Annotated in this window: 25 protein-coding genes; 3 read left to right on the forward strand and 22 right to left on the reverse strand. The window is 39.3% G+C overall.

Going from position 1 to position 23,433, the window contains the following annotated elements; all coding sequences use genetic code 11:
• Nucleotides 1-14: 14 nt before the first annotated feature.
• Nucleotides 15-791 carry an SDR family NAD(P)-dependent oxidoreductase gene (locus AC1DCY_RS03000; protein ID WP_477347318.1) on the reverse strand — a complete coding sequence of 259 codons (777 nt, stop codon included), beginning with the start codon at nucleotides 789-791 and terminating at the stop codon, nucleotides 15-17.
• A gap of 181 nt (nucleotides 792-972) precedes the next feature.
• Here AC1DCY_RS03000 and AC1DCY_RS03005 point away from each other — a divergent pair, with 181 nt between their 5' ends.
• Complete coding sequence (locus AC1DCY_RS03005) at nucleotides 973-2,352, forward strand: sigma-54 interaction domain-containing protein (RefSeq protein ID WP_477347320.1); 1,380 nt, start codon at nucleotides 973-975, stop codon at nucleotides 2,350-2,352.
• A 142-nt stretch (nucleotides 2,353-2,494) separates the two neighbouring features.
• Here the strand turns inward: AC1DCY_RS03005 and AC1DCY_RS03010 are convergent, their stop codons facing one another.
• From AC1DCY_RS03010 to cdaS, 4 genes are all read right to left on the reverse strand, one after another.
• Nucleotides 2,495-3,550 (reverse strand): LLM class flavin-dependent oxidoreductase, encoded by a 1,056-nt coding sequence (locus AC1DCY_RS03010; RefSeq protein WP_477347322.1) that lies wholly within the window; start codon nucleotides 3,548-3,550, stop codon nucleotides 2,495-2,497.
• Between the two features lie 14 nt (nucleotides 3,551-3,564).
• Complete coding sequence (locus AC1DCY_RS03015) at nucleotides 3,565-4,506, reverse strand: ring-cleaving dioxygenase (RefSeq protein WP_477347324.1); 942 nt, start codon at nucleotides 4,504-4,506, stop codon at nucleotides 3,565-3,567.
• A gap of 52 nt (nucleotides 4,507-4,558) precedes the next feature.
• Nucleotides 4,559-5,002 carry a MarR family winged helix-turn-helix transcriptional regulator gene (locus AC1DCY_RS03020; RefSeq protein ID WP_477347326.1) on the reverse strand — a complete coding sequence of 148 codons (444 nt, stop codon included), beginning with the start codon at nucleotides 5,000-5,002 and terminating at the stop codon, nucleotides 4,559-4,561.
• A gap of 99 nt (nucleotides 5,003-5,101) precedes the next feature.
• Nucleotides 5,102-5,722 carry a sporulation-specific diadenylate cyclase CdaS gene (gene cdaS, locus AC1DCY_RS03025; protein ID WP_477347328.1) on the reverse strand — a complete coding sequence of 207 codons (621 nt, stop codon included), beginning with the start codon at nucleotides 5,720-5,722 and terminating at the stop codon, nucleotides 5,102-5,104.
• Nucleotides 5,723-5,984: 262 nt separating this feature from the next.
• Here cdaS and AC1DCY_RS03030 point away from each other — a divergent pair, with 262 nt between their 5' ends.
• The gene (locus tag AC1DCY_RS03030; protein WP_477347330.1) at nucleotides 5,985-6,551 is read left to right on the forward strand and encodes a hypothetical protein; all 567 of its coding nucleotides are present in this window, start codon (nucleotides 5,985-5,987) and stop codon (nucleotides 6,549-6,551) included.
• Between the two features lie 309 nt (nucleotides 6,552-6,860).
• On the opposite strand, the gene AC1DCY_RS03035 is transcribed toward AC1DCY_RS03030, so the two are convergent.
• Both AC1DCY_RS03035 and AC1DCY_RS03040 read right to left on the reverse strand, forming a co-directional pair.
• Complete coding sequence (locus AC1DCY_RS03035) at nucleotides 6,861-7,430, reverse strand: DUF6434 domain-containing protein (RefSeq protein WP_477347332.1); 570 nt, start codon at nucleotides 7,428-7,430, stop codon at nucleotides 6,861-6,863.
• Between the two features lie 170 nt (nucleotides 7,431-7,600).
• Nucleotides 7,601-9,031: a DHA2 family efflux MFS transporter permease subunit gene (locus tag AC1DCY_RS03040; protein WP_477347334.1), complete on the reverse strand. Its 1,431-nt coding sequence runs from the start codon at nucleotides 9,029-9,031 to the stop codon at nucleotides 7,601-7,603.
• A gap of 170 nt (nucleotides 9,032-9,201) precedes the next feature.
• Between AC1DCY_RS03040 and AC1DCY_RS03045 the strand changes: the two genes are divergently transcribed.
• Nucleotides 9,202-9,744 (forward strand): TetR/AcrR family transcriptional regulator, encoded by a 543-nt coding sequence (locus tag AC1DCY_RS03045; protein ID WP_477347336.1) that lies wholly within the window; start codon nucleotides 9,202-9,204, stop codon nucleotides 9,742-9,744.
• Nucleotides 9,745-9,886: 142 nt separating this feature from the next.
• Here the strand turns inward: AC1DCY_RS03045 and rnz are convergent, their stop codons facing one another.
• From rnz to AC1DCY_RS03120, 15 genes are all read right to left on the reverse strand, one after another.
• Nucleotides 9,887-10,819 carry a ribonuclease Z gene (gene rnz, locus AC1DCY_RS03050; protein ID WP_477347338.1) on the reverse strand — a complete coding sequence of 311 codons (933 nt, stop codon included), beginning with the start codon at nucleotides 10,817-10,819 and terminating at the stop codon, nucleotides 9,887-9,889.
• Between the two features lie 97 nt (nucleotides 10,820-10,916).
• Nucleotides 10,917-11,753, reverse strand: a complete 837-nt coding sequence (locus AC1DCY_RS03055; RefSeq protein WP_477347340.1) for a class I SAM-dependent methyltransferase — start codon at nucleotides 11,751-11,753, stop codon at nucleotides 10,917-10,919.
• On the reverse strand, nucleotides 11,750-13,249 hold the full coding sequence (locus AC1DCY_RS03060) for a cobyric acid synthase (protein WP_477347341.1): 1,500 nt from the start codon (nucleotides 13,247-13,249) through the stop codon (nucleotides 11,750-11,752). The genes AC1DCY_RS03055 and AC1DCY_RS03060 overlap by 4 nt, the downstream gene beginning before the upstream one ends.
• Complete coding sequence (locus AC1DCY_RS03065; RefSeq protein WP_477347343.1) at nucleotides 13,228-13,656, reverse strand: hypothetical protein; 429 nt, start codon at nucleotides 13,654-13,656, stop codon at nucleotides 13,228-13,230. The genes AC1DCY_RS03060 and AC1DCY_RS03065 overlap by 22 nt, the downstream gene beginning before the upstream one ends.
• Before the next feature lie 276 nt (nucleotides 13,657-13,932).
• Nucleotides 13,933-14,469: a cob(I)yrinic acid a,c-diamide adenosyltransferase gene (locus tag AC1DCY_RS03070; protein WP_477347345.1), complete on the reverse strand. Its 537-nt coding sequence runs from the start codon at nucleotides 14,467-14,469 to the stop codon at nucleotides 13,933-13,935.
• 14 nt (nucleotides 14,470-14,483) lie between these two features.
• Nucleotides 14,484-15,044 carry a nitroreductase family protein gene (locus AC1DCY_RS03075; RefSeq protein ID WP_477347347.1) on the reverse strand — a complete coding sequence of 187 codons (561 nt, stop codon included), beginning with the start codon at nucleotides 15,042-15,044 and terminating at the stop codon, nucleotides 14,484-14,486.
• A gap of 37 nt (nucleotides 15,045-15,081) precedes the next feature.
• Nucleotides 15,082-15,849, reverse strand: coding sequence for a uroporphyrinogen-III C-methyltransferase (cobA, locus tag AC1DCY_RS03080; protein ID WP_477347349.1), 768 nt, complete (start codon nucleotides 15,847-15,849; stop codon nucleotides 15,082-15,084).
• Nucleotides 15,846-16,484, reverse strand: a complete 639-nt coding sequence (locus AC1DCY_RS03085; RefSeq protein WP_477347350.1) for a precorrin-2 dehydrogenase/sirohydrochlorin ferrochelatase family protein — start codon at nucleotides 16,482-16,484, stop codon at nucleotides 15,846-15,848. Before AC1DCY_RS03085 ends, cobA begins: the two co-directional genes overlap by 4 nt.
• Nucleotides 16,477-17,844, reverse strand: coding sequence for a cobyrinate a,c-diamide synthase (locus AC1DCY_RS03090; RefSeq protein ID WP_477347352.1), 1,368 nt, complete (start codon nucleotides 17,842-17,844; stop codon nucleotides 16,477-16,479). The genes AC1DCY_RS03085 and AC1DCY_RS03090 overlap by 8 nt, the downstream gene beginning before the upstream one ends.
• Before the next feature lie 11 nt (nucleotides 17,845-17,855).
• Nucleotides 17,856-18,977, reverse strand: a complete 1,122-nt coding sequence (locus AC1DCY_RS03095; protein ID WP_477347354.1) for a cobalt-precorrin 5A hydrolase — start codon at nucleotides 18,975-18,977, stop codon at nucleotides 17,856-17,858.
• Nucleotides 18,970-19,755 (reverse strand): precorrin-4 C(11)-methyltransferase, encoded by a 786-nt coding sequence (gene cobM / locus AC1DCY_RS03100; protein ID WP_477347356.1) that lies wholly within the window; start codon nucleotides 19,753-19,755, stop codon nucleotides 18,970-18,972. Before cobM ends, AC1DCY_RS03095 begins: the two co-directional genes overlap by 8 nt.
• Nucleotides 19,755-20,462, reverse strand: a complete 708-nt coding sequence (gene cobI / locus AC1DCY_RS03105; RefSeq protein WP_053483789.1) for a precorrin-2 C(20)-methyltransferase — start codon at nucleotides 20,460-20,462, stop codon at nucleotides 19,755-19,757. The genes cobM and cobI overlap by 1 nt, the downstream gene beginning before the upstream one ends.
• The gene (cbiE, locus tag AC1DCY_RS03110; protein WP_477347358.1) at nucleotides 20,455-21,675 is read right to left on the reverse strand and encodes a precorrin-6y C5,15-methyltransferase (decarboxylating) subunit CbiE; all 1,221 of its coding nucleotides are present in this window, start codon (nucleotides 21,673-21,675) and stop codon (nucleotides 20,455-20,457) included. Before cbiE ends, cobI begins: the two co-directional genes overlap by 8 nt.
• Nucleotides 21,632-22,765 (reverse strand): cobalt-precorrin-5B (C(1))-methyltransferase, encoded by a 1,134-nt coding sequence (locus tag AC1DCY_RS03115; RefSeq protein ID WP_477347360.1) that lies wholly within the window; start codon nucleotides 22,763-22,765, stop codon nucleotides 21,632-21,634. The genes cbiE and AC1DCY_RS03115 overlap by 44 nt, the downstream gene beginning before the upstream one ends.
• Nucleotides 22,765-23,424, reverse strand: coding sequence for a precorrin-8X methylmutase (locus AC1DCY_RS03120; RefSeq protein WP_477347362.1), 660 nt, complete (start codon nucleotides 23,422-23,424; stop codon nucleotides 22,765-22,767). Before AC1DCY_RS03120 ends, AC1DCY_RS03115 begins: the two co-directional genes overlap by 1 nt.
• Nucleotides 23,425-23,433 lie beyond the last annotated feature (9 nt).

Consider the following 23,433-nt stretch of genomic DNA (forward strand, 5'->3'; position numbering starts at 1 on the left):
CCTAAAATTTTTATTTATGCTAATCCTCCGCCATCTACGGTCAACGTTGTTCCTGTAACCCAACTAGATAATTCACTCGCAAGGAATAATACACCATTGGCAATATCAGTTGGTGTACCTAGTCGCGCAAGGGGGCGATTAATGGCTGAATCCTTCAAAAACGCACGTTCTTCTACATTTAATTGTTCTGCTTCACCTCTTAAAAGAGGTGTATCGGTGTCGCCTGGGCAAATGCAATTCACACGAATATTTTGGTGTCCATGATCAATAGCCATTGCCTTCGTTAAATTCACTACTCCAGCTTTTGCTGCACAGTAAGAGGCCGCCTTATCTCCACCTTTTAGTCCCCAACCTGAGCCAGTATTGATAATACTGCCACCACCACTTTCACTCATCAGTGGAATCATATATTTAGATAGTAAAAAAGCGCCTTTCAATGACACATTTATAACTGCATCCCATTCACTCTCAGTTAATTCCACAACCGTTTTACGCCGAATGATGCCTGCATTGTTAAATAACACATCCACATTTTGAAATTGCTCTTTGATATAATTTGCTGCTGTCTCGCAATCTCTTGCATTTGTTACATCACATTTAACAAACCAAGCTTGATATCCTTCCATTTGTAATTTGGATGCAGCAACATTCCCCTTTTCTTCATCAATATCTAGTAACACTACCTTCGCTCCGACTTCAGCTAAGCGTTTGGCTGATGCAAAGCCTATTCCAGATGCTCCTCCAGTTATAACTGCAACCTTGTCATGTAATTTAAAATAGTGATTATTCATTTCATTCCCCTTTCTGTTTGTTACTAACTATATAAGCAAAAACCATGCCAATTTCTTTCATCAGCATTTCTAGGCTTCCGTTACTTCTGTAGGTCCAACAATTGTCAATATCGTCAAAACATTGACATTTCTGAACATTCAGACTTAAAATGATTTTCAATACGTAAAGGGGGGATTATTTTTGACATTCTATAACACTATTTCAAAAATAATTGAAACTTTTTCTCAATTATTAATGGTTGACATTGCTTTTTTTAGTTCAGAAGGTGAGCTACTCGTAGCTACAACCGCTTATAAAGAAAAAAAAGGCATAAAAGTACACCTTCCATACTTTCAAAAATATAAAGCCGAATCATTTATTGATGTTAAAAAACCTGGACATATGAGTATGTGTAAAGGTTGCCATTTTCAAAATAACTGTCCTTCGAAAGTTGAAATATTAAAAAATCTTATTCAAGATGAAAATCACTACGGTTATCTTAATTTTGTTAGTTTTACGTCTGAAGGGGAAACACAATTACTGAGTCAACAAAGTACCTATCAATACTGGTTAACTAAATTAGGAGATGTACTGATTGATTTACAAAAAAGCTATGGGCATTACCAACCACTAAAAAAACAAACACTTAAAGCAATCCCTTATATACTTGGAGATAATTTCTCACACATTCACACGACATTAAAAAATATTAGAAATAGTGCTTCGTCAATTTTATTAACTGGGGAGACAGGGACAGGCAAAAGTCTATTGGCAAAATACATTCATGAGCATAGCTTGGTGCAAAAAGGAGAATTTATTGAAATTAACTGTGCGAGTATTCCAGAGTCATTGTTTGAAAGTGAATTATTTGGCTATGAAGAAGGATCATTTACTGGTGCACGTAAAAAAGGGAAACTAGGTTATTTCGAATTAGCTGATAAAGGGACATTGTTTTTAGATGAAATTACCGAGTTGCCTATCCATCTCCAAGCTAAACTATTAATGACACTGCAAGATGGCATTATAAGACGAGTCGGAAGTACAAACTTTAAAAAAGTAAATATTAGAATAATCGCAGCAACCAATCGTCCATTAGAGGAATTAGTGAAAAAGGGGGAATTTCGTGCGGATTTATATTATCGTTTAAATGTTATTCCTCTTTCCCTTCCTCCGTTAAGGAATCGAAAAGAAGATTTGCACGATTTAGTGAATACTTTAATGGACAAGCTTCAGAATCGTACCGGTAAATTTATCCAAAGCTATAACTCTACCTACTTTGAACTGCTTCAAAGTTATCATTGGCCTGGGAATATAAGAGAGTTAGAAAATGTTATTGAATACAGCATGATTATGGAGAACTCGATGGAGCTTTCAATGGCTAGCTTGCCACCTTATATTTTAGAAAGCGCTCAACATAAATCTCAACAAAATCCTGCTAATTCATTGAAACAAGCAGAGAAAGAACTGATTCTTCAAAAGTTAAATGAGTATGGCTCTGATCGTTCTGGCAAGCAAAAAGTAGCTGATGATTTAGGTATTAGTGTTCGTTCCTTGTATAGAAAGATTCAAACCTTCGCTTAACAATCACCTAACTTTGGTTACTTCAATAAATCACTAGAAATACCCCCTCACCTACTAATCTACAATAAAAGTAAGTGAGGGGTTCCAATAATTGACGCTTATTTGACATCATGCTCTGAATCCAACAGCGACACCAGGCAAATTATTTCGCTGTATATTTTTTGATCGCAGGTAAAATATCGTTCCCTATAATTTCGATATTTTTCATTAATTTATCGAATGGCACGCCGCCAAAATCAATTTGTGCCATAAATCGTTGCATGCCATAGAGCTCGTATTGATATAGTAATTTTTCAATAATTTGTTCCTTACTGCCGACCATTAAGGCGTCTCGTGTATCTGGTGCTTCCGCAAATTGTTGCTTTGGATAACCGGCGCCCCGAATTGCTTGGAATCCACCATTTAAATGTGGGTACATCCCTTCTAGTGCCTCTTGTGTCGTATCAGCAACATAGAAAAGGCTAGTTGTAGCAATCGGTAACTCTTGCGGATCAAAGCCACTTCTCTCTGCTGCTTCTCTGTAGGCATCTACTGATGGCTTAAAGTTAACTGCAGGACCACCTAAAGTCGTTAACATCATCGGAATGCCCATATAGCCTGCTTTTATGGCACTAGCAGGTGGTCCACCGACAGCACGCCAAATTGGCAACGAGCCATTTTTAGGCTGTGGTAAAATTTGCGCATTGTGAAGTGGCGCACGGAATTGTCCTTCCCAAGTGACCAGTTCGTTGTCATTTATTTTTTTCAGTAACTCTAATTTTTCTTCAAAAATTTCTTCGTAATCCTTTAAATCAACGCCTAGTAATTGATATGCACCAACTCGAGAGCCACGCCCAGCGACTATTTCTGCACGGCCATCTGAAATTAAATCAATCGTTGCAAAATCTTCATATACACGTACCGGATCAGAGACACTTAGTACCGTTGCAGAGCTTGTTAATTTAATTTTTGATGTAGCTTGTGCGATCGCTCCTAAAAGAACCGTGTGTGCCTGTGTAGTAAAATACGATTGGTGACTCTCACCCACACCAAATACATCAATACCTGCTTGTTCTGCAAGCTGACTTACTTCAACTAGCTCTTGGATTCGTTGCTGAGCTGAAATACGTTCACCTGTTAATGGATTTGGAATATGATCCCCTAATGAATACAGGCCAAATTCGATGCCTTTTGATTGATCAATGCGGTATTTTTCCATGATTAAACCTCTCCTTAATCTAGTGGTTCTAAAATAGCTTCGATTTCTGCACGTCTTTCTTCTAAAAATGGTGGAAGATCAAGTTCTTTTCCAAGATCCTCTATTGTCGAATCAACTGTAAACCCTGGGCCATCTGTTGCCATTTCAAATAAAATTCCATTACGGTCTCTAAAATAAAGACTTTGGAAATAATAACGATCCACAATGCCAGTACTATCAAAGCCTTGCTCCTTAATTTTGACATCCCACTGTTGCAATTCCTCCACTGTTCCGACACGTAGTGCAAGATGATGAACACTACCACGACCTGGTTTCTCACTTGGCCCTTCTAGTTCTTGAACGACGATTTCTCCAAGCACTTCACCAGGGATAGATTGCAAGACTGCTTCTTTTTCACTTTCTGCTACAGCTGTGTAGTTAAATAATTCTTTTAATAAGTTTACTGTCCGTTGCAAGTAGCGCACTGTTATTTCAACTGTACCCATCCCTAAAATGCGATGTTCTGCAGGGATATTAGAGCCGTCCCATGGGTGCCAATGAGCTGGTGTTGCGTGATCATGATTGTTTAAAAGTACCATTCGTAACCCTTCATGATCCTCAAAAAACAATGCATCTTTCCCTGCATAAGTTGTAATTTCACTATGTTCAACCTCTAATTCTTGAAAACGATTTTTCCAATAGTGCAGACTGTCATAGCTAGGCACTAGTAGTCCGATACGTGTAATGGCATTTGTTCCTCGAACTGTCCGTCCTGCTACAGGCATTTCAAAAAATGTTAATTCTGTACCTGCTGCTCCTGTTAAGTCTCCATAAAACAAGTGATACATGGAAGGCGAATCTTGGTTTACTGATTTCTTTACACGACGTAAGCCGAGAATTTTTGTATAAAAATCATTATTACGTTTGCCGTTTTTTGTTAGCATTGATATATGGTGATGTCCACTTAATTTGTTCATGAATGTTTCCTCCTTGTTTTCACTTGACTAGGCAAGTGATAGTGTAAAAAAATCACGCTGGCGGTATTTTTTTTTCACGACTATGCTTCTCTAATTTCGACATTAATGTATTTAAAGTTTTCATTTCTTCTTCTGTTAATACTTCTTCAAAAAATGAGGATTGAAATTGTAGCTGACTTGGTGTTGCCGCATCAATCATCTGCTCGCCTTTAGCAGTTAGCGAGATTGTTTTAGTCTTCCAATTTTGCTTACGTTCAATAAGTCCCTCTTTTTCAAGACGAGCAAGCATCCGAGACATACCACCTTGCGTCACTATCACTTTCTCTGCTAATTGGGATTGCGTTAACGGTGCATATGTCTTTATTTGTATCAGGACATCAAATTGTGCAGTCGTTAAGTCAAAACGCTTTAAAAACTCATTGGATAGCTGGTTACTTTGATTTGTAAAGCGCATCATCCGAATCCATGTCAGTAACCCGAGCGTGTGTTTTCGCATCGCTTCCTCCTCCTCTCATTCATCACTTTACAACGCAAGAGATAAATAAGCAAGAAAAATATCTCGAATTCAAGATATTATTATAGTGTGAAGCTCACACTATATAATGCCATGCGTCGTAATTGGATATAAGTTTCCTTTAAAGGCAAAGGAAATTCTCCCTGTTTCTTCAGACACTACCATAACAAGTGCATCACTTTTTTCACTTAACCCTAATGCTGCTCGATGTCTTGTACCTAATTTCTTTTCCCCCGTATATCTCTCTGACAGTGGCAGTACATTTGCTGCTGATTTAATGAGATTTTGGCTTATTAAAACTGCGCCATCATGCAGCGGATTTCCAGGAAAAAAAATAGATTCTAATAAGGAATGCGTCACTTCTGCGCCAATATGAATACCAGGCTGTATATGAGGTGTCAGAGAATCCTCCCGTTCAATCACAATTAGTCCACCGTGTCTTCTTTTAGACATATTTTGTACGCAATGCGAAAGCTCAGGATATTTTTCAGTAAACGGGGAAAGATAGCAATTCAAATAAAATGTTGCAGCTTTCATTTCAATCGTTACAAATTTCTCTTTAATTTTTTCAAAGTTCCCAAGTAAACAGTTTGCATCAGTATCCATAGCTTCTACACTTTGCTGTAATGAATGAATGACCTGCAGAAGTTCTTCCTTTAATGTTTGTTTCATTGGTGAAAAATCGCAATTTGTTGGATCCACAAAAAACACCCCGCTTTTCAATTTTTTTATGAAACAACTCGTATTTATTATTAGTGTCTCTAGATGGAATTATTTTATTCGCCTTGACTAATACACCCTGCTTCTAATGTATGCTTCGCTTGTAGATCAGATATCTATCATTAAGCCTTTTTTCAGAAAATGTGTTCTTGTAAATCACATGGAAGGTTTCACAGATTTTTTTAGATCCATTCAACATTTCCAATTTTTACTTTTATAATTAAATAAAAATTGGAGGTGCTCTATGAAAAGAATACCGTTGTTATCGCTATTATTTATATTTATGATTTCACCCTCTGTTCAAGCACTCTCTTGGGCTTATCCTTTTGTCGTTTGGAAAGGAAATGTTTATGAAGTTAAACAAGAAGAATTTATTGAAGATAGTGAAATTGTTAATATTATAGGGGAAGTAAAGACCAAGCCAAATGATATGACCGGAAATTATTACGGAGATGCCTCAAACTATTACCCAAAAGGAACAAAATATTATGCAATAAATGGGATATCTACTTCTATAGCAATTGCAGTAAAGGAAAATAACCATTGGGTAAAGGCAGTCTTTGTTCATAAAGCACCTTTTCACATAATGAATGTCATTTCTAACATATACTTCATATCAGTTGTTGTAATCATAGCACTACTTATAATTGAGTTATATTATTCAGAACTAAAAAGTCCAAAAAGTGTATCCATTAGTTTATCTAATGAATACACTTTTTGTATTAGCTTACATTTGTCCAGCGCGAATTTTTTTAACAATGCTGAATGTCRTATAGGCAGCAGCCGGTGCAAGTACTACAATAAAAATTAGCCAAACCGTTAAGTTGTCCGTCGCTTTTAATGTGTCATAATTTGAGATAACAAAAAGAATTAGTCCAAATAATAATAAATAGCTCAGAACATTCGGAAAAATTACGATTAAACGCAATAGTGCTGGTGGCATCTTTTGCTGATTCATATAAAACCACTCCCCTTTAATCAATTATACAAAAATTCACTATTCACCGCATTATATTTCTTTTATATTCCAATTTTCCGTTTTACAACTATTACTACTTTGTATTTGATTGCTTATAAAAATTGTTGCCATTCTACTAACAGAGCAGTGTATTGGAAAAGACTAATTTTCAGGTATATATTTGTTACTTCCAGGAAGGTTCTTAATTTTGTTCCAAGCTTCAATCGCTTCTGCACGACTTTTCCCTTTATTTTTTGAGTCAGAGAAAAAGTCACGAATGAATTGATTGTATTCAAACTGAGGGGGAATTTTCTTCTCGTGTGATGGGTCTTTCTTACGTTTTTCTTCTTCATACCAAGCATCTACAACATCACGATACGTTTTTCCAATATTGTTTTTAATGTAGTTTTGGATATAGGTAGAAAAATGAAACTTTGGAATTACTGACTTGAAAAATGCTCTCACATCTTGACTACAACGATGATTTCCCAAAATGATTGTATCAAGACTTAGTTCACTGTTAGTTCGAGGTTTATTAATAGACTTTGAATTTCTTTGTGTTTTTTTTACCTTTCCTGTCCGAAGAAATGTTTCAATTCTATCTGAAATCTCTACCTTAGAACCAGACGCGCTTATTCCATTATCTCTACAAAATGATTGCAATTCTTCTTTTAACCAATAAAAATCCATAAAATCTTGAATACTAATTTCTTTTGTAAGAATAGGTCTCATTCATAACACTCCTTATATGTACACATTCATATTATAGAATGTTTGCTCTTTAATGTAAGCAAATTTTATTATTTAAACTTTACAAAAACAGCCAATTATAAAAACAAAGAGCCTTGCTACATTTTATTGTAGTAAGGCTCTTTTAATGTTGTTCTTTGAATGCTTAATCATTAAGCTTGTTGTTTAATCTTATTTTTAGATGGAACAAATAGAGTTAAAACAAATGCAATTATAGCTAAGATTGTCATGAAATAATAGGCATCACTTGAGCCTAAAATAGAAGCTAGTGTGCGAATACCTTCAGCCGCAGCATTTGGTGTTTCCGCTAGCAATGTTTTTGCATGGTTTGTCGTTTGTGCTGTGAAAATTGTAATAACGACTGCAGATCCAATTGCACCTGCAATTTGGCGTAATGTATTATTCACTGCTGTACCATGTGTGACAAGTGCCTTAGGTAAGGCATTCAAACCAGCTGTGTTCAACGGCATTGTGATAAAACTCAACCCTATACGTAGAAAAATGGTACGTATCATTAAAAAGCTATAGGTTGTTGTTTCTGTTAAATCTGTTACAACCCACATTGAAGGAATGACAAAAATTAAACCGATAATAAATAACGGCTTTGCACCATAGCGGTCATACATTTTTCCTGTTACTGGAGACATAAAGGCATTCACAAGTGCACCTGGTAATAATAATAAACCAGCGTCTAAAGCCGTAAACCCTCTACCGTTTTGTAAATACATCGGTAATAAAATCATGTCCGCATACATCATCATTGTGACAATAATATTGATGATGGACGTTAGCGTAAATAATTTATTGTTAAAAACGGATAAGTTAAGAAGTGGATCAGAAGATTTAATTTGACGAAGACAGAATATTGCTGTAATCATTACCCCTACAAGTATAGAAGCGATTACAACTTTATCATCCCAACCATGGCTTCCTGCATTACTAAATCCATACAAAATAAGACCAAAGCCAATTGTCGATAAAATAACACTGATTACATCTAACTTCGTTTTTGCTGTCTCTGAAACATTAATTAAATATTTCATTGCCATAAATATAATGATCACGACAAATGGAATTATTCCGATAAATAACCAACGCCATGAATAATAATCTATTACAAATCCTGCTAATGTTGGTGCAATGGCTGGTGCGAAAATCATAGCTAGCCCAATTAACCCCATCATACTGCCTCTTTTTTCAGGAGGGAAAATAAACATCACGATGCTCATTAGCAATGGCATAATAATTCCCGCCCCTATTGCTTGAATCATACGACCTATTAGTAAAGTGGTGAAGTTTGGTGCTACTGCACAAATAATAGAGCCTATTAATAAAAACAGCATCGAGCTTATAAATAATTGGCGTGTTGAAAAACGTTTCATTAAGTATGCTGTAATAGGTACTAGCACCCCGTTTACCAGCATAAAGCCAGTAGATAGCCACTGAACGGTTGTAGCAGAAACAGAAAACACGTCCATTAAATTACTTAATGCAACGTTTAACAATGTTTGGTTTAGTGTAGATAAAAAACATCCTAAAATTAGTACTGTTAATAGTACTTTTTTATTTATTGATTCCGACATTAATTTATTCCTCTTTCCACTTGTTTTATTAACACTATGTCAATAAAATAGATAATAACATTTTTATTTTTTGATTCCTATTTACAATTTTTCAAGAAGTGTCAATTAAACAACAAAATTTAAAATACTATTAATTAATTTTATATTTAATAGATAAAGGAGAATTAAAATTGACTACACAAAAAAAGCAAGACCCAAGATCTATTCGCTCTAAACGGGTATTTAAAGAAGCTGTAGTAGACATCTTAATTGAAAACCCTGATATTTCGAAACTTACAGTACAAAAAATAGCCCAACGTGCAGAGCTAAATCGAGCAACTTTTTATTTACATTTTTTAGATATTAATGATTTATTAAAGCAAGTAGTTTATGATATTTTCGACGACTTGTTGTCGAAAATGTCTCCAACTTTACAAATTGATAATTTAAATAATCAAGAACAATTAATTACGTTTTTAGATTACTTTTATAAGCACAGAAAAATTTTAGCTGTATTATTTGAGCACCCTGGTTTCAATAAAAAAATGCATATAACATTAAAGGACTTGATTGTCATACAACGTAAAAGTGAAGGCTCTGATAGTACTAACACAACTCTATCAATGGATATTCTCGCATCTTCAATACTTGGCATCATCATGTGGTGGCTCAGAAACGGGGTTCACTTTAGCTCCGAATATATAGCCAGTCAAATTATTGAATTATATCGATAATTATTGCTAACTCACCTTAATATGTGGGTATTTCGTTATGTGTTGCTGTCGCTTCGCTTTCGCCCAGTAAACATCCGATGAATAAAAAGGGAAAAGTACCTTTTAAATGAAGCGTCATCTAAAAGGTACTTTATGTTTTTGTTTAAATTAAATTGTTGTTATTCCAAGAGAATACGGATTGATCAGATGTCAGGAAAGTTTGTGGGAAAATCTCCTGTGCATCTGCTAAGAATTTTGGTAAATCATGTGGTAAGAAGCGAGCACTTAAATGGTTTAGCAGTAAATAATTTGCTCCTGCTTGTTGTGCCACCTTTGCCGCTTCAATATTTGTAGAGTGTCCGTAGTTCGCTGCTAAATCGGTCGTAGTACCATCAAAGGTCGCTTCATGAATAACGATATCTGCTCCATTCGCCAATGAAATTGCCTCTGGACAGTATTTCGTATCTCCTAAAATAGTGAGCGTAAAGCCTTTTTTCGGCGGAGCGACAACATCTTTCGCATAAACAATGGTGCCATCCGTAAGCTCAATATCTTTCCCAGCTTTTAATTGTCCTAGCAAAGGACCTTTTGGAACACCAAGAGCCTGTGCTTTTTCCATTAACAATTCGCCAGGCAAATCCTTTTGCTCAATACGGTAGCCATAGCATGGAACTACATGTCGCAATTCACTTGCACTTACTGTAAAATGTTCATCTTCATAAATAATACCTTCATGAACTTCAACAAATTGTAATGGATAGGTTAAATGCGTCTTTGACAAGGCTAAGGTTTGCTCAATCCATTGCTGTAAACCTTGTGGGCCAAATATCGTTAATGGCTCGTCCCCGCCCTGAAATGAACGAGAGCTTAAAAAGCCAGGTAATCCAAAAATATGATCACCATGTAAATGTGTAATAAATATTTTCGTTACTTTACGTGGCTTTAACGATGTATGCAAAATTTGATGTTGGGTCGCCTCCCCACAATCAAAAAGCCACATTTCCCCCACTTCATCTAAAAGCTTTACCATTAGGGCACTTGTATTTCGGTCTTTTGAAGGCATTCCTGCGCCTGTTCCTAAAAAATGTAGTTGCACATATGCCACCTCACTTCTATTTCTATCGCTTTATTGTACCCTATCGCTCCCAATAAAAAAAACCTTTGGTCACTAGTTTTGTCCAAAGGTTTCATAATTATTTCGGCTCCCATGATACGAGTGCCGCATGGAAATCATGACGATAATAATAACGCCCGTTCTTTTCCTCAATAAATGGCAAAAGCGACTCCTCAACATGTGCTCTATTAAAAGTATCATTTAATATTTTTTTACTCTGTGTTGTTACAAGCTGCTCATAGCTTTCATATTCATATACTCGTTCTAATGGGATGATTTTGCACTCTGCATAAATATCCATTTCATAAAGCAAATTTAAAAATTCTATATAGTCTCTTCGTGGAAATTTAATATCGTAGCCATACTTTTCGTATAAAATTTCATAGTGAGGTTGAATTGGCCCTGTTGTCATGCCAATAATTGCACGCTTTTTAGCTAGACGATTCATATGGTAAAGTGCTGATTTGATTTCATACATACGATAAAAGCAATTGACACCAATGACTAAATCGTGCGCCTCGACTTCATCTTCAGCAAGGCTTTCCCATTTTGCATGAATATATGAAACATGATGCTTATCCTCCATGCAATTTTCTAAATAGCTAAGGATACTTTCTGAGCTATCTACACAAGTTAGCTTTTGCACATGATCAGCTAGTGGAAACGTATAATTGCCCCAGCCTGGACCAATTTCTAATACCGAGTGCTCTGGTTGAATACTTTTTTTAATTTCTTGAAAAATCCTTTCAGCATAAGGATCTGTTTGTCCAACCTTTTTACGTGCAATTGACTGTGCCCAAAACTGTTCCTCTAATTGATCATTGACCATTCTTTCAGGCATTTGGCCATGCCAGTCCTTCATACCTTCCTGCCATAACGCCTCATAATTAATAGCTAACGGTCCTTTTCTTGTCATACAGGTACCTCTACATTCATGATTTCGTATACTTTTTTCATATCGAGATTAGCACGCACATGCTTTGCCAGCATATTGTAAGCGTCCTCTCTACGTTCTGCGTCACTTTTCACATCACTTGGTAAAGCAGCGAGCCCCTTTTTCAAGCGAATGTCATTGACAAGCTGTCGTGTAAACGTGCGATTATGGAATAGGCCGTGGAAATATGTTCCGATCACTTGTTCATCAGCACTTACTGCCCCATCTACTCGCCCATCTGCAAGCTGTAAAAATGGCGAAACTTCATCACGTAAAATTTTTGTACGTCCCAGATGAATTTCATAGCCAGTAAACGTATCCTGTCCTCTTGTACCTGTCATTTGCACTGTTTTTTTATCACCAACAAAAACAGTTTCCATTGGTAATAATCCTAGACCTTGCGCTGAATCACCATTTCCTTCTACTGCTTCTGGATCTAGTAACGTTTCACCAAGCATTTGGAAGCCACCACAAATACCAATAATTTTTGTCCCTCGTTCACGTAAATCAGCAATCGCTTGATCGAAGCCTTGTGCCTTTAACCACGCTAAATCATCCATTGTACTTTTTGTTCCAGGAAGTATAAGTAAGTCAGGCGTACCAAGCTCATTGACATTGCCAATTAAACGTACACCAACCTCTGGCTCATCAAAAAATGGATCAACATCCGTAAAGTTTGAAATGCGCGGCAAGCGAATCATTGCCACATCCACTGCAAACTCCCCTTGCTTTGGCTTTTTAAAGCGTAATGAAGATAGCGCTAGCGAATCCTCAGCTTCAATATTGACTTCTACATACGGTACAACTCCAAGGACGGGAATCCCTGTTTCTCGCTCTACCCATTCAATGCCATCATCGAGTAATTCACGCATCCCTCTAAACTTATTAATAATCAGCCCTTTTACTCGTGCACGCTCTGCATCGTCAAGTAATGCGAGTGTTCCAACAATCGATGCAAATACTCCGCCCCGATCGATATCAGCCACTAGCACAACCGCTGCATCCGCTAGATGAGCCATGCGCATATTTGCTATATCACGGTCTTTCAAATTGATTTCTGCCGGGCTTCCCGCACCTTCAAGGACAATGACATCATATGTATTTTGTAAAGTTCGTACTGACTTTTCAACGATCGGCATCGCTTCTTGGACGAATTGATTGCGATAGCTTTTGGCATCCATATTTAAAAAATGTCTGCCATGAACAATCACTTCCGATACCATATCCTGCTTTGGTTTTAACAATATAGGATTCATATCCGTAGTTGCGACAACACGTGCTGCCTCTGCTTGTACACCCTGTGCACGGCCAATTTCTCCGCCATCTTGAGTTACAAACGAATTAAGCGCCATATTTTGTGATTTAAACGGTACTACCTTTAGCCCATCATCAGATAAAATACGGCACAACGCAGTACAAATCATACTTTTCCCTACATCAGAAGCCGTTCCTTGAATCATGATAGATTTTGCTGGCATAGTCTTTTCCCTCCTATATTTATAGTTGAAGCGGGGGTGTTCTTCTTGCTTTCGCGGGTATTCCCTCCAAAGCGCGAGTATTCCTCTTGCTCCCGTGGGTATTTCTCCCCAAAGCGCGAGTATTCCTCTTGCTTCCGTGGGTATTTCTCCCCAAAGCGCGAGTATTCTTCTTCGTTCCGCGAGTATTTCCTCTCAAAGCGCGAGTATTTTGCTTCGTTCCGCGAGTATTTCCACTCAACGCGCGAGTATTCTGCTTCGTTCCGCGAGTATTTCCTCTCAAAGCGCGAGTATTCTGCTTCGTTCCGCGAGTATTTCCTCTCAAAACGCGAGTATTCTGCTTCGTTCCGCGGGCATTCCCTCCAGAGCGCGAGTATTCTCACAAACTTGCGAAGTTCAACTTGATACACGGGGTTCAGCTTGCTTCCCGGGTTTCTACCCCGTTCCGCGGGCATTCCCCTCCAAAGCGCGAGTATTCCACCATGTTCCGCGAGTATTTCCTCTCAAAGGGCGAGTATTCTGCCTCGTTCCGCGAGTATTTCCTCTCAAAGCGCGAGTATTCTGCCTCGTTCCGCGAGTATTTCTCTCCAAAGCGCGAGTATTCTGCCTCGTTCCGCGAGTATTTCCACTCAAAGCGCGAGTATCCCCTCCAAAGCGCGAGTACCCACCGCTGCGAGAGGATCCAATTAGAATTCTAGGCCTTTTACAGCGGGAATTCCTTCTTCATAATAATGCTTTGTCGCATCGATTGTTGATACTAAATCGGCCATTGCAATTAGCGCTGGATTGGCGCTACGTCCTGTTACGACTAAATGCATTGTAGGTGGGCGCTGCTGAATAGCTTCAATAACTTCCGCTAATGGGAGCACATCATCGATTGGGAATTTTGTAATAGCCAGCGCATTGTTGAGCTCGTCTAATACGAGTAAATCAATACTGTCGTCTTGCAAGGCAGCCTTTGTTTTTTTCCATGCTTTTGCTAATGCAGCACGATGCTCCTCTGGTGTTTTTGTCCATGTGAAGCCGATTCCCATTTGCTCCATTTCTACGCCAAGCTTACGAAGAGCAATTTGCTCTCCGTATGTACGCTCTGGTGATTTAATAAATTGCATGTAACGCACATTCAGGCCTCGACCAACTGCGCGCAATGTGACACCAAGAGAAGCTGTTGTTTTGCCTTTCCCTTCACCTGTATAAACTAAAAACAAGCCTTTTCTAGCCATTCTTTAAGCCTCCCTTAAAGCCATGTTGTTTTTTCTTCAGATGGTGTACGTTTCTTGTCTTTAAGCTCCTGTTCTTCTGGATAGCCAATAAAGATCGTTCCTACTACCTTTTGTGATTCACTTGCGCCAATGAATGCATGCATACGTGGATCATGAACAAGCCCTACACCACGTGTACGCCATACAAAACCAAGCCATAGCTCTTCTGCAGCAAGCCACATTGACATGATAGCGCTACATACGGCAAAGACATTATCTGCTGTCGCATCTGCATCTTCTTCTACTATATCTGCTGTCACAACAATGGCCACAGGCGTTGTTTGAACAACTTTTAACGAGCTTTCCACTAAATTTGGTTTTGTTGGGAATCGCTCTTGCAAATAAGCATTTGCCATTTCCTCGTAGCGTTTCATCGCATCATCTTGAATAACATAAAAATGCCAAGGCTCGCGCATACGGTCATTTGGAGCATATGTTGCTGCTTGTAAAATTTGTTCGATTTTTTCTTTTTCAACAGGCTGTGTCGTGTAATTACGAATCGCCCGACGATTTTTTAAAGCTTCCATTACTGTCATGATGTGTTTCCTCCTTATGCTCAAATTACTTTTGTCTTTATGTAAGGGCTAGTCCCTGTTCTTCAAACCATTGAATTTTCTCGCGTACAGTGACGACATCGCCTACGATAATCATGGAAGGATTATGATAGCCTTCTCGTTCAATAATGCTTGCAATTTCATCAAGCTGACCTGTAATGGTACGTTGTTGCTCTGTTGTTCCCCACTCAATAACGGCGACTGGAGTAGTTGCCTTACGACCATTTTCGATGAGCTTTTTAGAAATATAAGCTATATTACCAACACTCATATAAAAGGCGACTGTATCGATACCTGTTGCAAGGGCTGGCCAATTTAAAAAGTCTTGTCCTTTTTCCTCACGGCCATGTCCTGTTACAAGTGCAAAGCTCGTCGCAAAATCTCGGTGTGTTACAGGGATGCCGGCATACGCTGGGGCGGCAATTCCTGCTGTAATACCAGGTACGATTTCATAAGCAATACCATGATTTTTTAAGATTTCCGCTTCCTCTGCGCCACGACCAAAAACGAATGGATCGCCACCCTTTAAACGTGTGACAATTTTGCCTTCCTGCGCTTTTTCAACAAGTAATGTATGAATCTCATCTTGAATTAAGTGATGCTTACCAGGTAATTTACCGCAGTACACAAGCTCAGCATCTTTTTTCGCAAACTCTAGCAATTTCGGGTTCACAAGACGGTCATATGCAATGACATCAGCCTTTTGAATACATTCTAGCCCGTACACTGTAATGAGCTTTGGATCTCCTGGTCCAGCTCCAACTAAATACACTATTCCGTCTTTCATCGCGCTTCTCCCATCAGAATATGTTGTAAAAATGCTTCGCGTCTATCAATCTCTCCATTACGAGTCCATTCTAGTAAGTTCGGTTCAAGTAATGCTTGTAAAGCGTTGCGTCTTTGTGAGCCTTTTTCAAACTTAGCAGCAATCATTAAACGTGCCTGCTGTAGGAAGCTTACATAGTCATCATAAACGTCATCAAATTGCTCTTCGAGATCAGCTTTGATTTTACGAGCTAATGCTGGACTGGCACCTGACGTTGACACTGTCAACACTAAAGGACCACGACGTACTGTTGCTGGCGTTATAAAGTCGCTTTCAGCCTGTGCATCTGCGCGGTTGATGAGCTGCCAATGTTGCGCTGCTTCTTGGACATCCTCATTTACTGACGTATCATTTGTTGCCGCGATGACAAGTGATGCATCATCTAAATCACGTGGTTCAAACTCTTTTTCACGCCATGTAATTTGCCCTGACTCAGCAAGAGGCAGTAAGGATTCATCTAGAGTTGGACTTACAACGACAACATTAGCTTTAGCTGGAAGCAGTGATGCTACCTTCTGTGTTGCTACGTGCCCCCCACCAACAATCACTACAGTTTTATATTCAATATTGATGTGAATAGGAAAATAATTAGTCATGATTTTTCACCTTCTTACAAGCTGTTAACCAATTGTCAACAAGCTTTGGGTTCGATACGAAATGAAAATGCGTATAGCCTGCTACTAAATTCCCTGCTTGGTAACCCTCTTGTTTGTTACCAAAGCGCCCCTTCGTTTCATAGGCTGGCGTATTATGTGAGCCGCTATATTTTGAATAGTGGAATTCATGTCCCTTAGCTTCTTCATCCGTACCAATTAAAAAATTATTTGGTGTGCCAAAAATTTCTCGGTAGCCAAGAGCTGCAAGCTTTGTTTGCATCGCTACTTCTCCCGGAATAACACCAACCATGTCATAACGGTCACCATTGCTATTCGTAATAGCCTCCGTCAAATACATAAAGCCACCACACTCAGCTAATGTTGGTAGACCTTTTGCAACTGCTTCACGAATAGACTTTTTGGCATCCGAATTGTCCGCCAAAATATCTGCAAATTCCTCTGGGAAGCCCCCACCTATATACAATCCGTCTGCTTCAGCCGGAACAGGCTCATTCGCAAGTGGTGAGAAAAATTGTAGCTCTGCTCCTTTTGCACGTAGCAGATTCAAATTCTCTTCATAGTAGAAGTTAAAAGCAGCATCCTTTGCTACAGCGATGCAAATATTTTGAGATGGTTGTTCTGCAAACAATTGCCCTGATTCTTGTAGAACAAGAGCCTTTGTTAATTCTAGCAATTGATCTAAATCAATCGTCTCTGCCATTAAAGAACCTAGCTTATCAAAAAATGTATCGAGTTCTCCTCGTTCGATTGCAGGGACTAATCCTAAATGTCGACTAGGAATATCAATCCCTTCCTCTCGCTTCAAATATCCGATGACAGGGATACCACACTCCTGCTCAATAGCAGCCTTCGCAATTTCATAATGACCGACACTACCGACTTGGTTGGCAATGACACCAACGATGTTCGGTTGATCCGACAACAATTGAAAACCTTTCACAACTGCTGCTACACTTCGTGCCATACTTGCACAATTGACAATTAAAATAACGGGGCTCTCTGTGACAACACTAATGTCTGCTGCAGAGCCAGCATCCGATAGCGGACTTTTGCCATCATAAAAGCCCATAACTCCTTCAATAATGGACACATCAGCATCTTTGCTTGCGCGCGCGACAATATCACGCACTGCTTCATGGGAAAACATCCAGCTATCGATATTGCGCGATACCCGTCCTGTTACGGCAGTATGATAGGTAGGGTCAATATAATCGGGACCACATTTAAAGCCCTGCACAATTTTGCCCTTTTCTTGTAATGCTTTCATTAGTCCAATGGTAAAAGTTGTTTTACCTACCCCACTGCCAGTACCTGCAAGTACAAAACGATTTGTTTGCATAGGCTTCCTCCTTAAAATGTTAATCTAGCAACAGAGATTGTAGCATTGCCCKATTTTTTCTTTTCTAGCACAAGCGACTCTACCTGCGCATAACGCATTGCTGCAGGCTCACTCACCCCGTATGCTCCTGTATATTTAAATACGGTTTCCGAAGGTGATGGGAAATCAATTTCATTTAATTCCGCCGGTGAATATGTTACAAATTCCCAATCGTATTTCTTTGTTATGTCTAGGAAGCATTGCTCGTCCTTCTTTAAATCAATTGTGCATAGCGCTTTCACACTTTTTTTCGAAAGCATCAGTTCTGCAAGAGTTTCATCAATGATTTGTTCAATTTCTTCCATAGATGTCCCACGATTACAGCCCATGCCAAGCACGACCGACTTTGGTCGATAAATGACACCATTTTCAAGAAGCACTTCTTCCTCTGGGTCAATAATGCGGTCAGTAATCAGCAAAGTAGCATGTGGTTTCGCTTCAATCGCAGCATATGTTGACGGATACATTTTAATTTGCTCTGGCATCGCTGTGTCACGCATCCACCAGTCACGTTCTCCCGTTTCCTGAACGATTGCAACATGCTCCTCGTTAACAACAGAGGCACTGACAGGTGTCAGTTTGTCAGCACTATCCCATACCCAACCAAAACGTGCACCAAATAAATCAACCGGAATAGTCTTTTGCACATCTGAGGCTGTCGTAATAATTGGATTTGCTACAAGTGCTGCGGCTACTTCATGTGTTAGCTCATTGGCGCCACCTAAATGTCCTGATAAGACGCTAATAACGTTTTCACCACGGTCGTCAATGACAACAACACCTGGATCTGTCTTTTTATCTTTTAAAATCGGTGCGATCATGCGTACAACTGCACCGAGTGAGATGATTAAAATTAAGCCTTTATATTGCTTAAAAAGAGTAGGCAGCAGTAAACGCACAGTACCTGTAAACATCTGAATATGCTTTTCTGCTTCATCACCCTGCTCGAATTTACTCATGTAATATAAGTCGCTCGCAGCAAAGGTTTGCTGCAAGCGACGTCCAATTTGAACACCGTGCTTGGTGATGGCTACAACTGCATAAGGATTTCGTTGGTCAACCTCTGGCAATACGCCCTCTTGTAACTCAATCACTAGTCTTCACGCCTTTTCTAAAGCCATGTGTGAAGCTAGCATCATATAATTTCGAACGATATTGATCTTTATCATGAATATTCGGATCTAATGCCCAGCCAGCTAAAATCATCGCATGTTTACGAATACCATTCACACGCATTGCTTCATCCAGTTCAATTAATGTTGTACGTACGATTTTTTGATCTGGCCAAGAAGCTCGTTGAATAACAGCTACTGGTGTATCATCAGCCCAGCCAGCATTTTGTAATTCTTTTACTATTTTCTTTGTTAACGTTGCACTTAGGAATAATGCGATTGTACAGTGATGACTCGCTAAATCACGTAGCTTCTCGAATTCTGGTACAGGTGTACGTCCTTCGGCACGCGTTAAAATAAGTGTTTGTGTTAAGTCAGGAATTGTTAATTCTGCCCCAATTGCCGCTGCCGAAGCGAAAACAGAGCTAACACCAGGAATAACTTCATAGCCAATGCCTTCTTTTTTTAATAGTGCCACCTGCTCCATAATCGCTCCATACATTGCAGGGTCTCCCGTATGCATACGAGCTACTACTTTACCGGCATTGACACGATCTACCATGACCGCTACCATTTCCTCTAAATGCATCCCTGCTGTACGAATAACTTCTGCATCAGGTCGTGCCTTTGCAATAAGATCCTCACTCACTAAAGAATCTGTATACATGACAACGTCTGCTGTTTGTAGCATATGTAAGCCTTTTACTGTAATTAAATCTGGATCACCAGGACCAGCGCCGACAATATAAATTTTCTTCATTATTTACGCACCACCATTAACGTTAAATATTCTAAATCAACACCGTCTAGCTCCTGTACATCCCAAATAATTTCCTCGTCAGACGTTACCTTTGTTACGACCGATGCCTTATCAAGTAAATCTAAATCACGTAGCACCTCAAGCATTAAATCAATAACCTTCGCTACTTTTATGAACACCACTGCATCGTGACTTTCAATCGCTTCACGCATTGCATCATAGTCATCATGGGCAGGGACAATGGCTACACGATCATCGCCATCTGCCAGCGCGATTCCAAGTCGTGATGCTGATCCATTGAATGAAGAAATTCCGGGAACTGTTTGAATTTCAACGTCAGGGTGCATATCTTGCATAAGCTTCATCATATGGATGAACGTACTATATAGTAATGGGTCACCTTCTGTTACGAATGCGACGTCCTTACCTTCTTTTAATTTTTCATAGACAAGTTCCACTGATTTCGTCCATTCGCGTTCTAATACAGCTTCATCTTTTGTCATTGGGAATACTAGGCCAAGCATGTCCTTTTCTTCTGGGTTAATATAAACATCTACGATACGGTGGGCATAGCTTTTACTGCCTTTTAGTTTTTTCGGATAGGCAATAACAGGCGATTCTTGAATGATACGGAATGCCTTAACTGTAATTAACTCTGGATCACCAGGACCTACGCCCAAGCCATATAAAATACCAAGATTACTCATGATTTTCTTCCTTTCGATATGCAGAAATAATGTAGATTGGATTTAATGGGACAAAACGTGTCATATCTAATATTGGTTTACTGCGCGCAAGCTGTGCCTGCAAGATGTCTACAGCAAAACCACAAGACTTAAACGCTTCGACTGCTTTATATAAATTTTCAATTGTTGCAGCATTCAAGACAATACGACCATTTTGCTTTAAGCGTGTACAACACATTTGTAATAGCTCCACCATTTCTCCTCCTGTACCGCCGATAAAAATCGCATCCGGATCAGGGAAGTTTTCAAGTCCTGCTGGCGCTTTACTATGAATAGCTGTAATATCTACACGGAACTTTTGCTGATTTTGCAAGCAATTTTCTAAATCAGGAGCGTTTTTCTCCACTGCAAAAATTTGACCTTCTAGCGCAAGCTTACCTGCCTCAATGGCCATCGAACCCGTACATGTGCCAACATCCCAAACGACGCTATCCTTCTGTAGCTGCATCGCTTGTAAACTTAAAACACGAATTTCTTTTTTCGTAATAAGCCCTTTGTCTGGCTTACGCTGTGAGAATTCTTCATCATCAATACCGAGAGCATAACGTTTCGGTACTGAAGTTTGCTGTAGAATGACAACATTTAACGGAGAAAAATCAGCCATCTCTAATTCATCAAGCGAATACCAGCCGAATTTCTCATTTGTACCCTGTAAATTTTCTGCAACAAACGCACGGTATTCTGTCATGCCAAAATGTTTTAAATAACGTGCTAGCGCATTCGGATTATTTTCTGCATCTGTTAACAATGCCACTTTCTTTTTACCATCAATACGTTGTGCTAAGCCTTTCATGGAGCGCCCATGAATACTTGTGACATAAGCATCCTGCCAGCTTTCTCCCATCTTAGAAAAAGCAAGCTGTATTGAGCTCATATACGGATAAACTTCAATGTCTAGCTTCTTCGCTAAATAACCACCGATTCCGTAAAATAATGGATCCCCTGAAGCTAAAATAACTGTATTTCTTGTTTCTGTAGATAATTTTTCAACAAGCGCTGAAAGACCACCTTTAATCAACATTTTTTCACCAGTAAAGTTCGGGAAAAATTCTAGAACACGCTCCCCACCAACAAGTACCTCACAGTCTTCAATCCACTGCACATATTGCGGTAGCAAGCTTTCTTGTCCGTTATCCCCGATCCCAATCAATTTCATCGATCGATGCAATGTCATCAGCCCTTCCTAATAATTGTCCCTGCATCGAATAAATCGATGTGGAAAGCGTTAAACCACCCTTAATATGATGTAATGATGAATAACAGCACGCTTCACATAAGTGATTGAAGAATGCATCATAGCCCTTTTCTGCCATAATTTCTCCGACCTGTGAAGCAGTGTTTGCCTCTCGTACGTTTGTAACGGTTTCACCATCTGCACCTATATCCACTGCTAATTGAGCTAAAAAGTTAAAATCAATAGGCGCACTTTTGGAGTGCACCATCATGACACCTTGTGCCACTTTCGAGAATTTCCCCATCATACCAACAAGCGATACTCGCTTCATACCAAGTCGTTTACAATGCTTTAATGTAAAGCCTACAAAATCGCCCATTTCTATAAACGCTTCCTCTGGCAAATGAGGGTACTGTGCCATCGCATACTTTTCACTACGTCCACCAGTCGTAACAACTAAATGCTCACAACCAGCCTCTTTTGCAACACTGATCGCTTGGACAATGCTGGCCATATAGGCGGAACTTGAAAAAGGCACGACGGTTCCCCTTGTGCCTAAAATGGAGATGCCTCCAATAATACCAAGTCTCCCATTTAACGTTTTTTTAGCAATTTCCTCACCTTTAGGAACGGAAATAACTACATTAACGCCTCGTTTAATTTGAAATTCATCAAGTACGCCCTGTACAGTACTATGAATCATCTTCCGTGGTACTGGATTGATGGCTGCTTCTCCGACAGGTACTGGTAAGCCGGGCTTTGTTACACGCCCGACACCAATTCCGCCGTCCAAATGAATACCTGGTATAGCCGACCAGCTTACTGTGCCGATAATGAGTGCTTTATGTGTTGCGTCTGGGTCATCACCAGCATCTTTAATCGTTTCACAGCTGACAGCATCCTGCTGAAATGTACATTTTTCTATCGTAAAGGTCGCATCTCGGCCAATCGGCAAATGAATGGTACTAGTTTCTTGCTCTTCATTTGTAATTAAGGCAAGTAACGCAGCCTTCGTTACTGCAGTCGCACAGGATCCCGTTGTATAACCGTGACGCATGTCCTTGGGATCCTTTTTAGGCTTCCGCTCCATTATTTTTTCGCCTGTTCATCCGCTAAAAGTGAGACAGCATTCAATGCGGCAACCGTCACTGTACTACCGCCTTTACGACCAACATTTGTAATATACGGAATACCTTCTAGTTTTAATAGCTCTTCCTTCGATTCAGCAGCTGACACGAAGCCAACTGGCATACCGATAATTAAATCTGGTTTCGCTAAGCCTTCTTTAATTAAACGAATTAATTCAAGTAATGCTGTTGGTGCATTCCCAATTGCATAAATGCCACCTTCATGTAATTTAGCAGCCTTTTGCATAGAAATAATCGCACGTGTCGTGTTTATTTTTTTCGCTTCAATCGATACGTCTTCATCTGCAATATAGCAGTGTAAATCGCCTCCATGCTTTTGGAAGCGTTTTTTACCTGAACCACTTTCAATCATTTGCACATCTGCAATGACATGGCGACCGGCAAGAATTGATTTAATACCTGCTTCAATCGCTCCTGGTGTAATAATAACGCTACGTCCTAGTTCAAAATCAGCAGAAGCATGAATGATTCGGCGTACAATTTTCCACTCGTCCTCTGAGAAGTTATGCTCGCCCATTTCCTCTGCAATAATTGAAAAACTGTAATCGTAAATTTTATCTGGGTCTACTGTTAAAGGTTTGAAATCTGTTTTAAAATCCATTTGAATTGC

This window comes from Lysinibacillus sp. 10T31 (genome assembly GCF_056394365.1).

Bases quoted from the DNA above. Each gene is read 5' to 3' on its own strand.
- AC1DCY_RS03000 (WP_477347318.1), bottom strand. From the start codon at position 791: ATGAATAATCACTATTTTAAATTACATGACAAGGTTGCAGTTATAACT.
- AC1DCY_RS03010 (WP_477347322.1), bottom strand. From the start codon at position 3,550: ATGGAAAAATACCGCATTGATCAATCAAAAGGCATCGAATTTGGCCTG.
- AC1DCY_RS03015 (WP_477347324.1), bottom strand. From the start codon at position 4,506: ATGAACAAATTAAGTGGACATCACCATATATCAATGCTAACAAAAAAC.
- AC1DCY_RS03020 (WP_477347326.1), bottom strand. From the start codon at position 5,002: ATGCGAAAACACACGCTCGGGTTACTGACATGGATTCGGATGATGCGC.
- AC1DCY_RS03035 (WP_477347332.1), bottom strand. From the start codon at position 7,430: ATGAGACCTATTCTTACAAAAGAAATTAGTATTCAAGATTTTATGGAT.
- AC1DCY_RS03040 (WP_477347334.1), bottom strand. From the start codon at position 9,031: ATGTCGGAATCAATAAATAAAAAAGTACTATTAACAGTACTAATTTTA.
- AC1DCY_RS03055 (WP_477347340.1), bottom strand. From the start codon at position 11,753: ATGACAAGAAAAGGACCGTTAGCTATTAATTATGAGGCGTTATGGCAG.
- AC1DCY_RS03060 (WP_477347341.1), bottom strand. From the start codon at position 13,249: ATGCCAGCAAAATCTATCATGATTCAAGGAACGGCTTCTGATGTAGGG.
- AC1DCY_RS03070 (WP_477347345.1), bottom strand. From the start codon at position 14,469: ATGGCTAGAAAAGGCTTGTTTTTAGTTTATACAGGTGAAGGGAAAGGC.
- AC1DCY_RS03075 (WP_477347347.1), bottom strand. From the start codon at position 15,044: ATGACAGTAATGGAAGCTTTAAAAAATCGTCGGGCGATTCGTAATTAC.
- cobA (WP_477347349.1), bottom strand. From the start codon at position 15,849: ATGAAAGACGGAATAGTGTATTTAGTTGGAGCTGGACCAGGAGATCCA.
- AC1DCY_RS03085 (WP_477347350.1), bottom strand. From the start codon at position 16,484: ATGACTAATTATTTTCCTATTCACATCAATATTGAATATAAAACTGTA.
- AC1DCY_RS03090 (WP_477347352.1), bottom strand. From the start codon at position 17,844: ATGCAAACAAATCGTTTTGTACTTGCAGGTACTGGCAGTGGGGTAGGT.
- cobM (WP_477347356.1), bottom strand. From the start codon at position 19,755: ATGAAGAAAATTTATATTGTCGGCGCTGGTCCTGGTGATCCAGATTTA.
- cobI (WP_053483789.1), bottom strand. From the start codon at position 20,462: ATGAGTAATCTTGGTATTTTATATGGCTTGGGCGTAGGTCCTGGTGAT.
- cbiE (WP_477347358.1), bottom strand. From the start codon at position 21,675: ATGACATTGCATCGATCGATGAAATTGATTGGGATCGGGGATAACGGA.
- AC1DCY_RS03115 (WP_477347360.1), bottom strand. From the start codon at position 22,765: ATGGAGCGGAAGCCTAAAAAGGATCCCAAGGACATGCGTCACGGTTAT.
- AC1DCY_RS03120 (WP_477347362.1), bottom strand. From the start codon at position 23,424: ATGGATTTTAAAACAGATTTCAAACCTTTAACAGTAGACCCAGATAAA.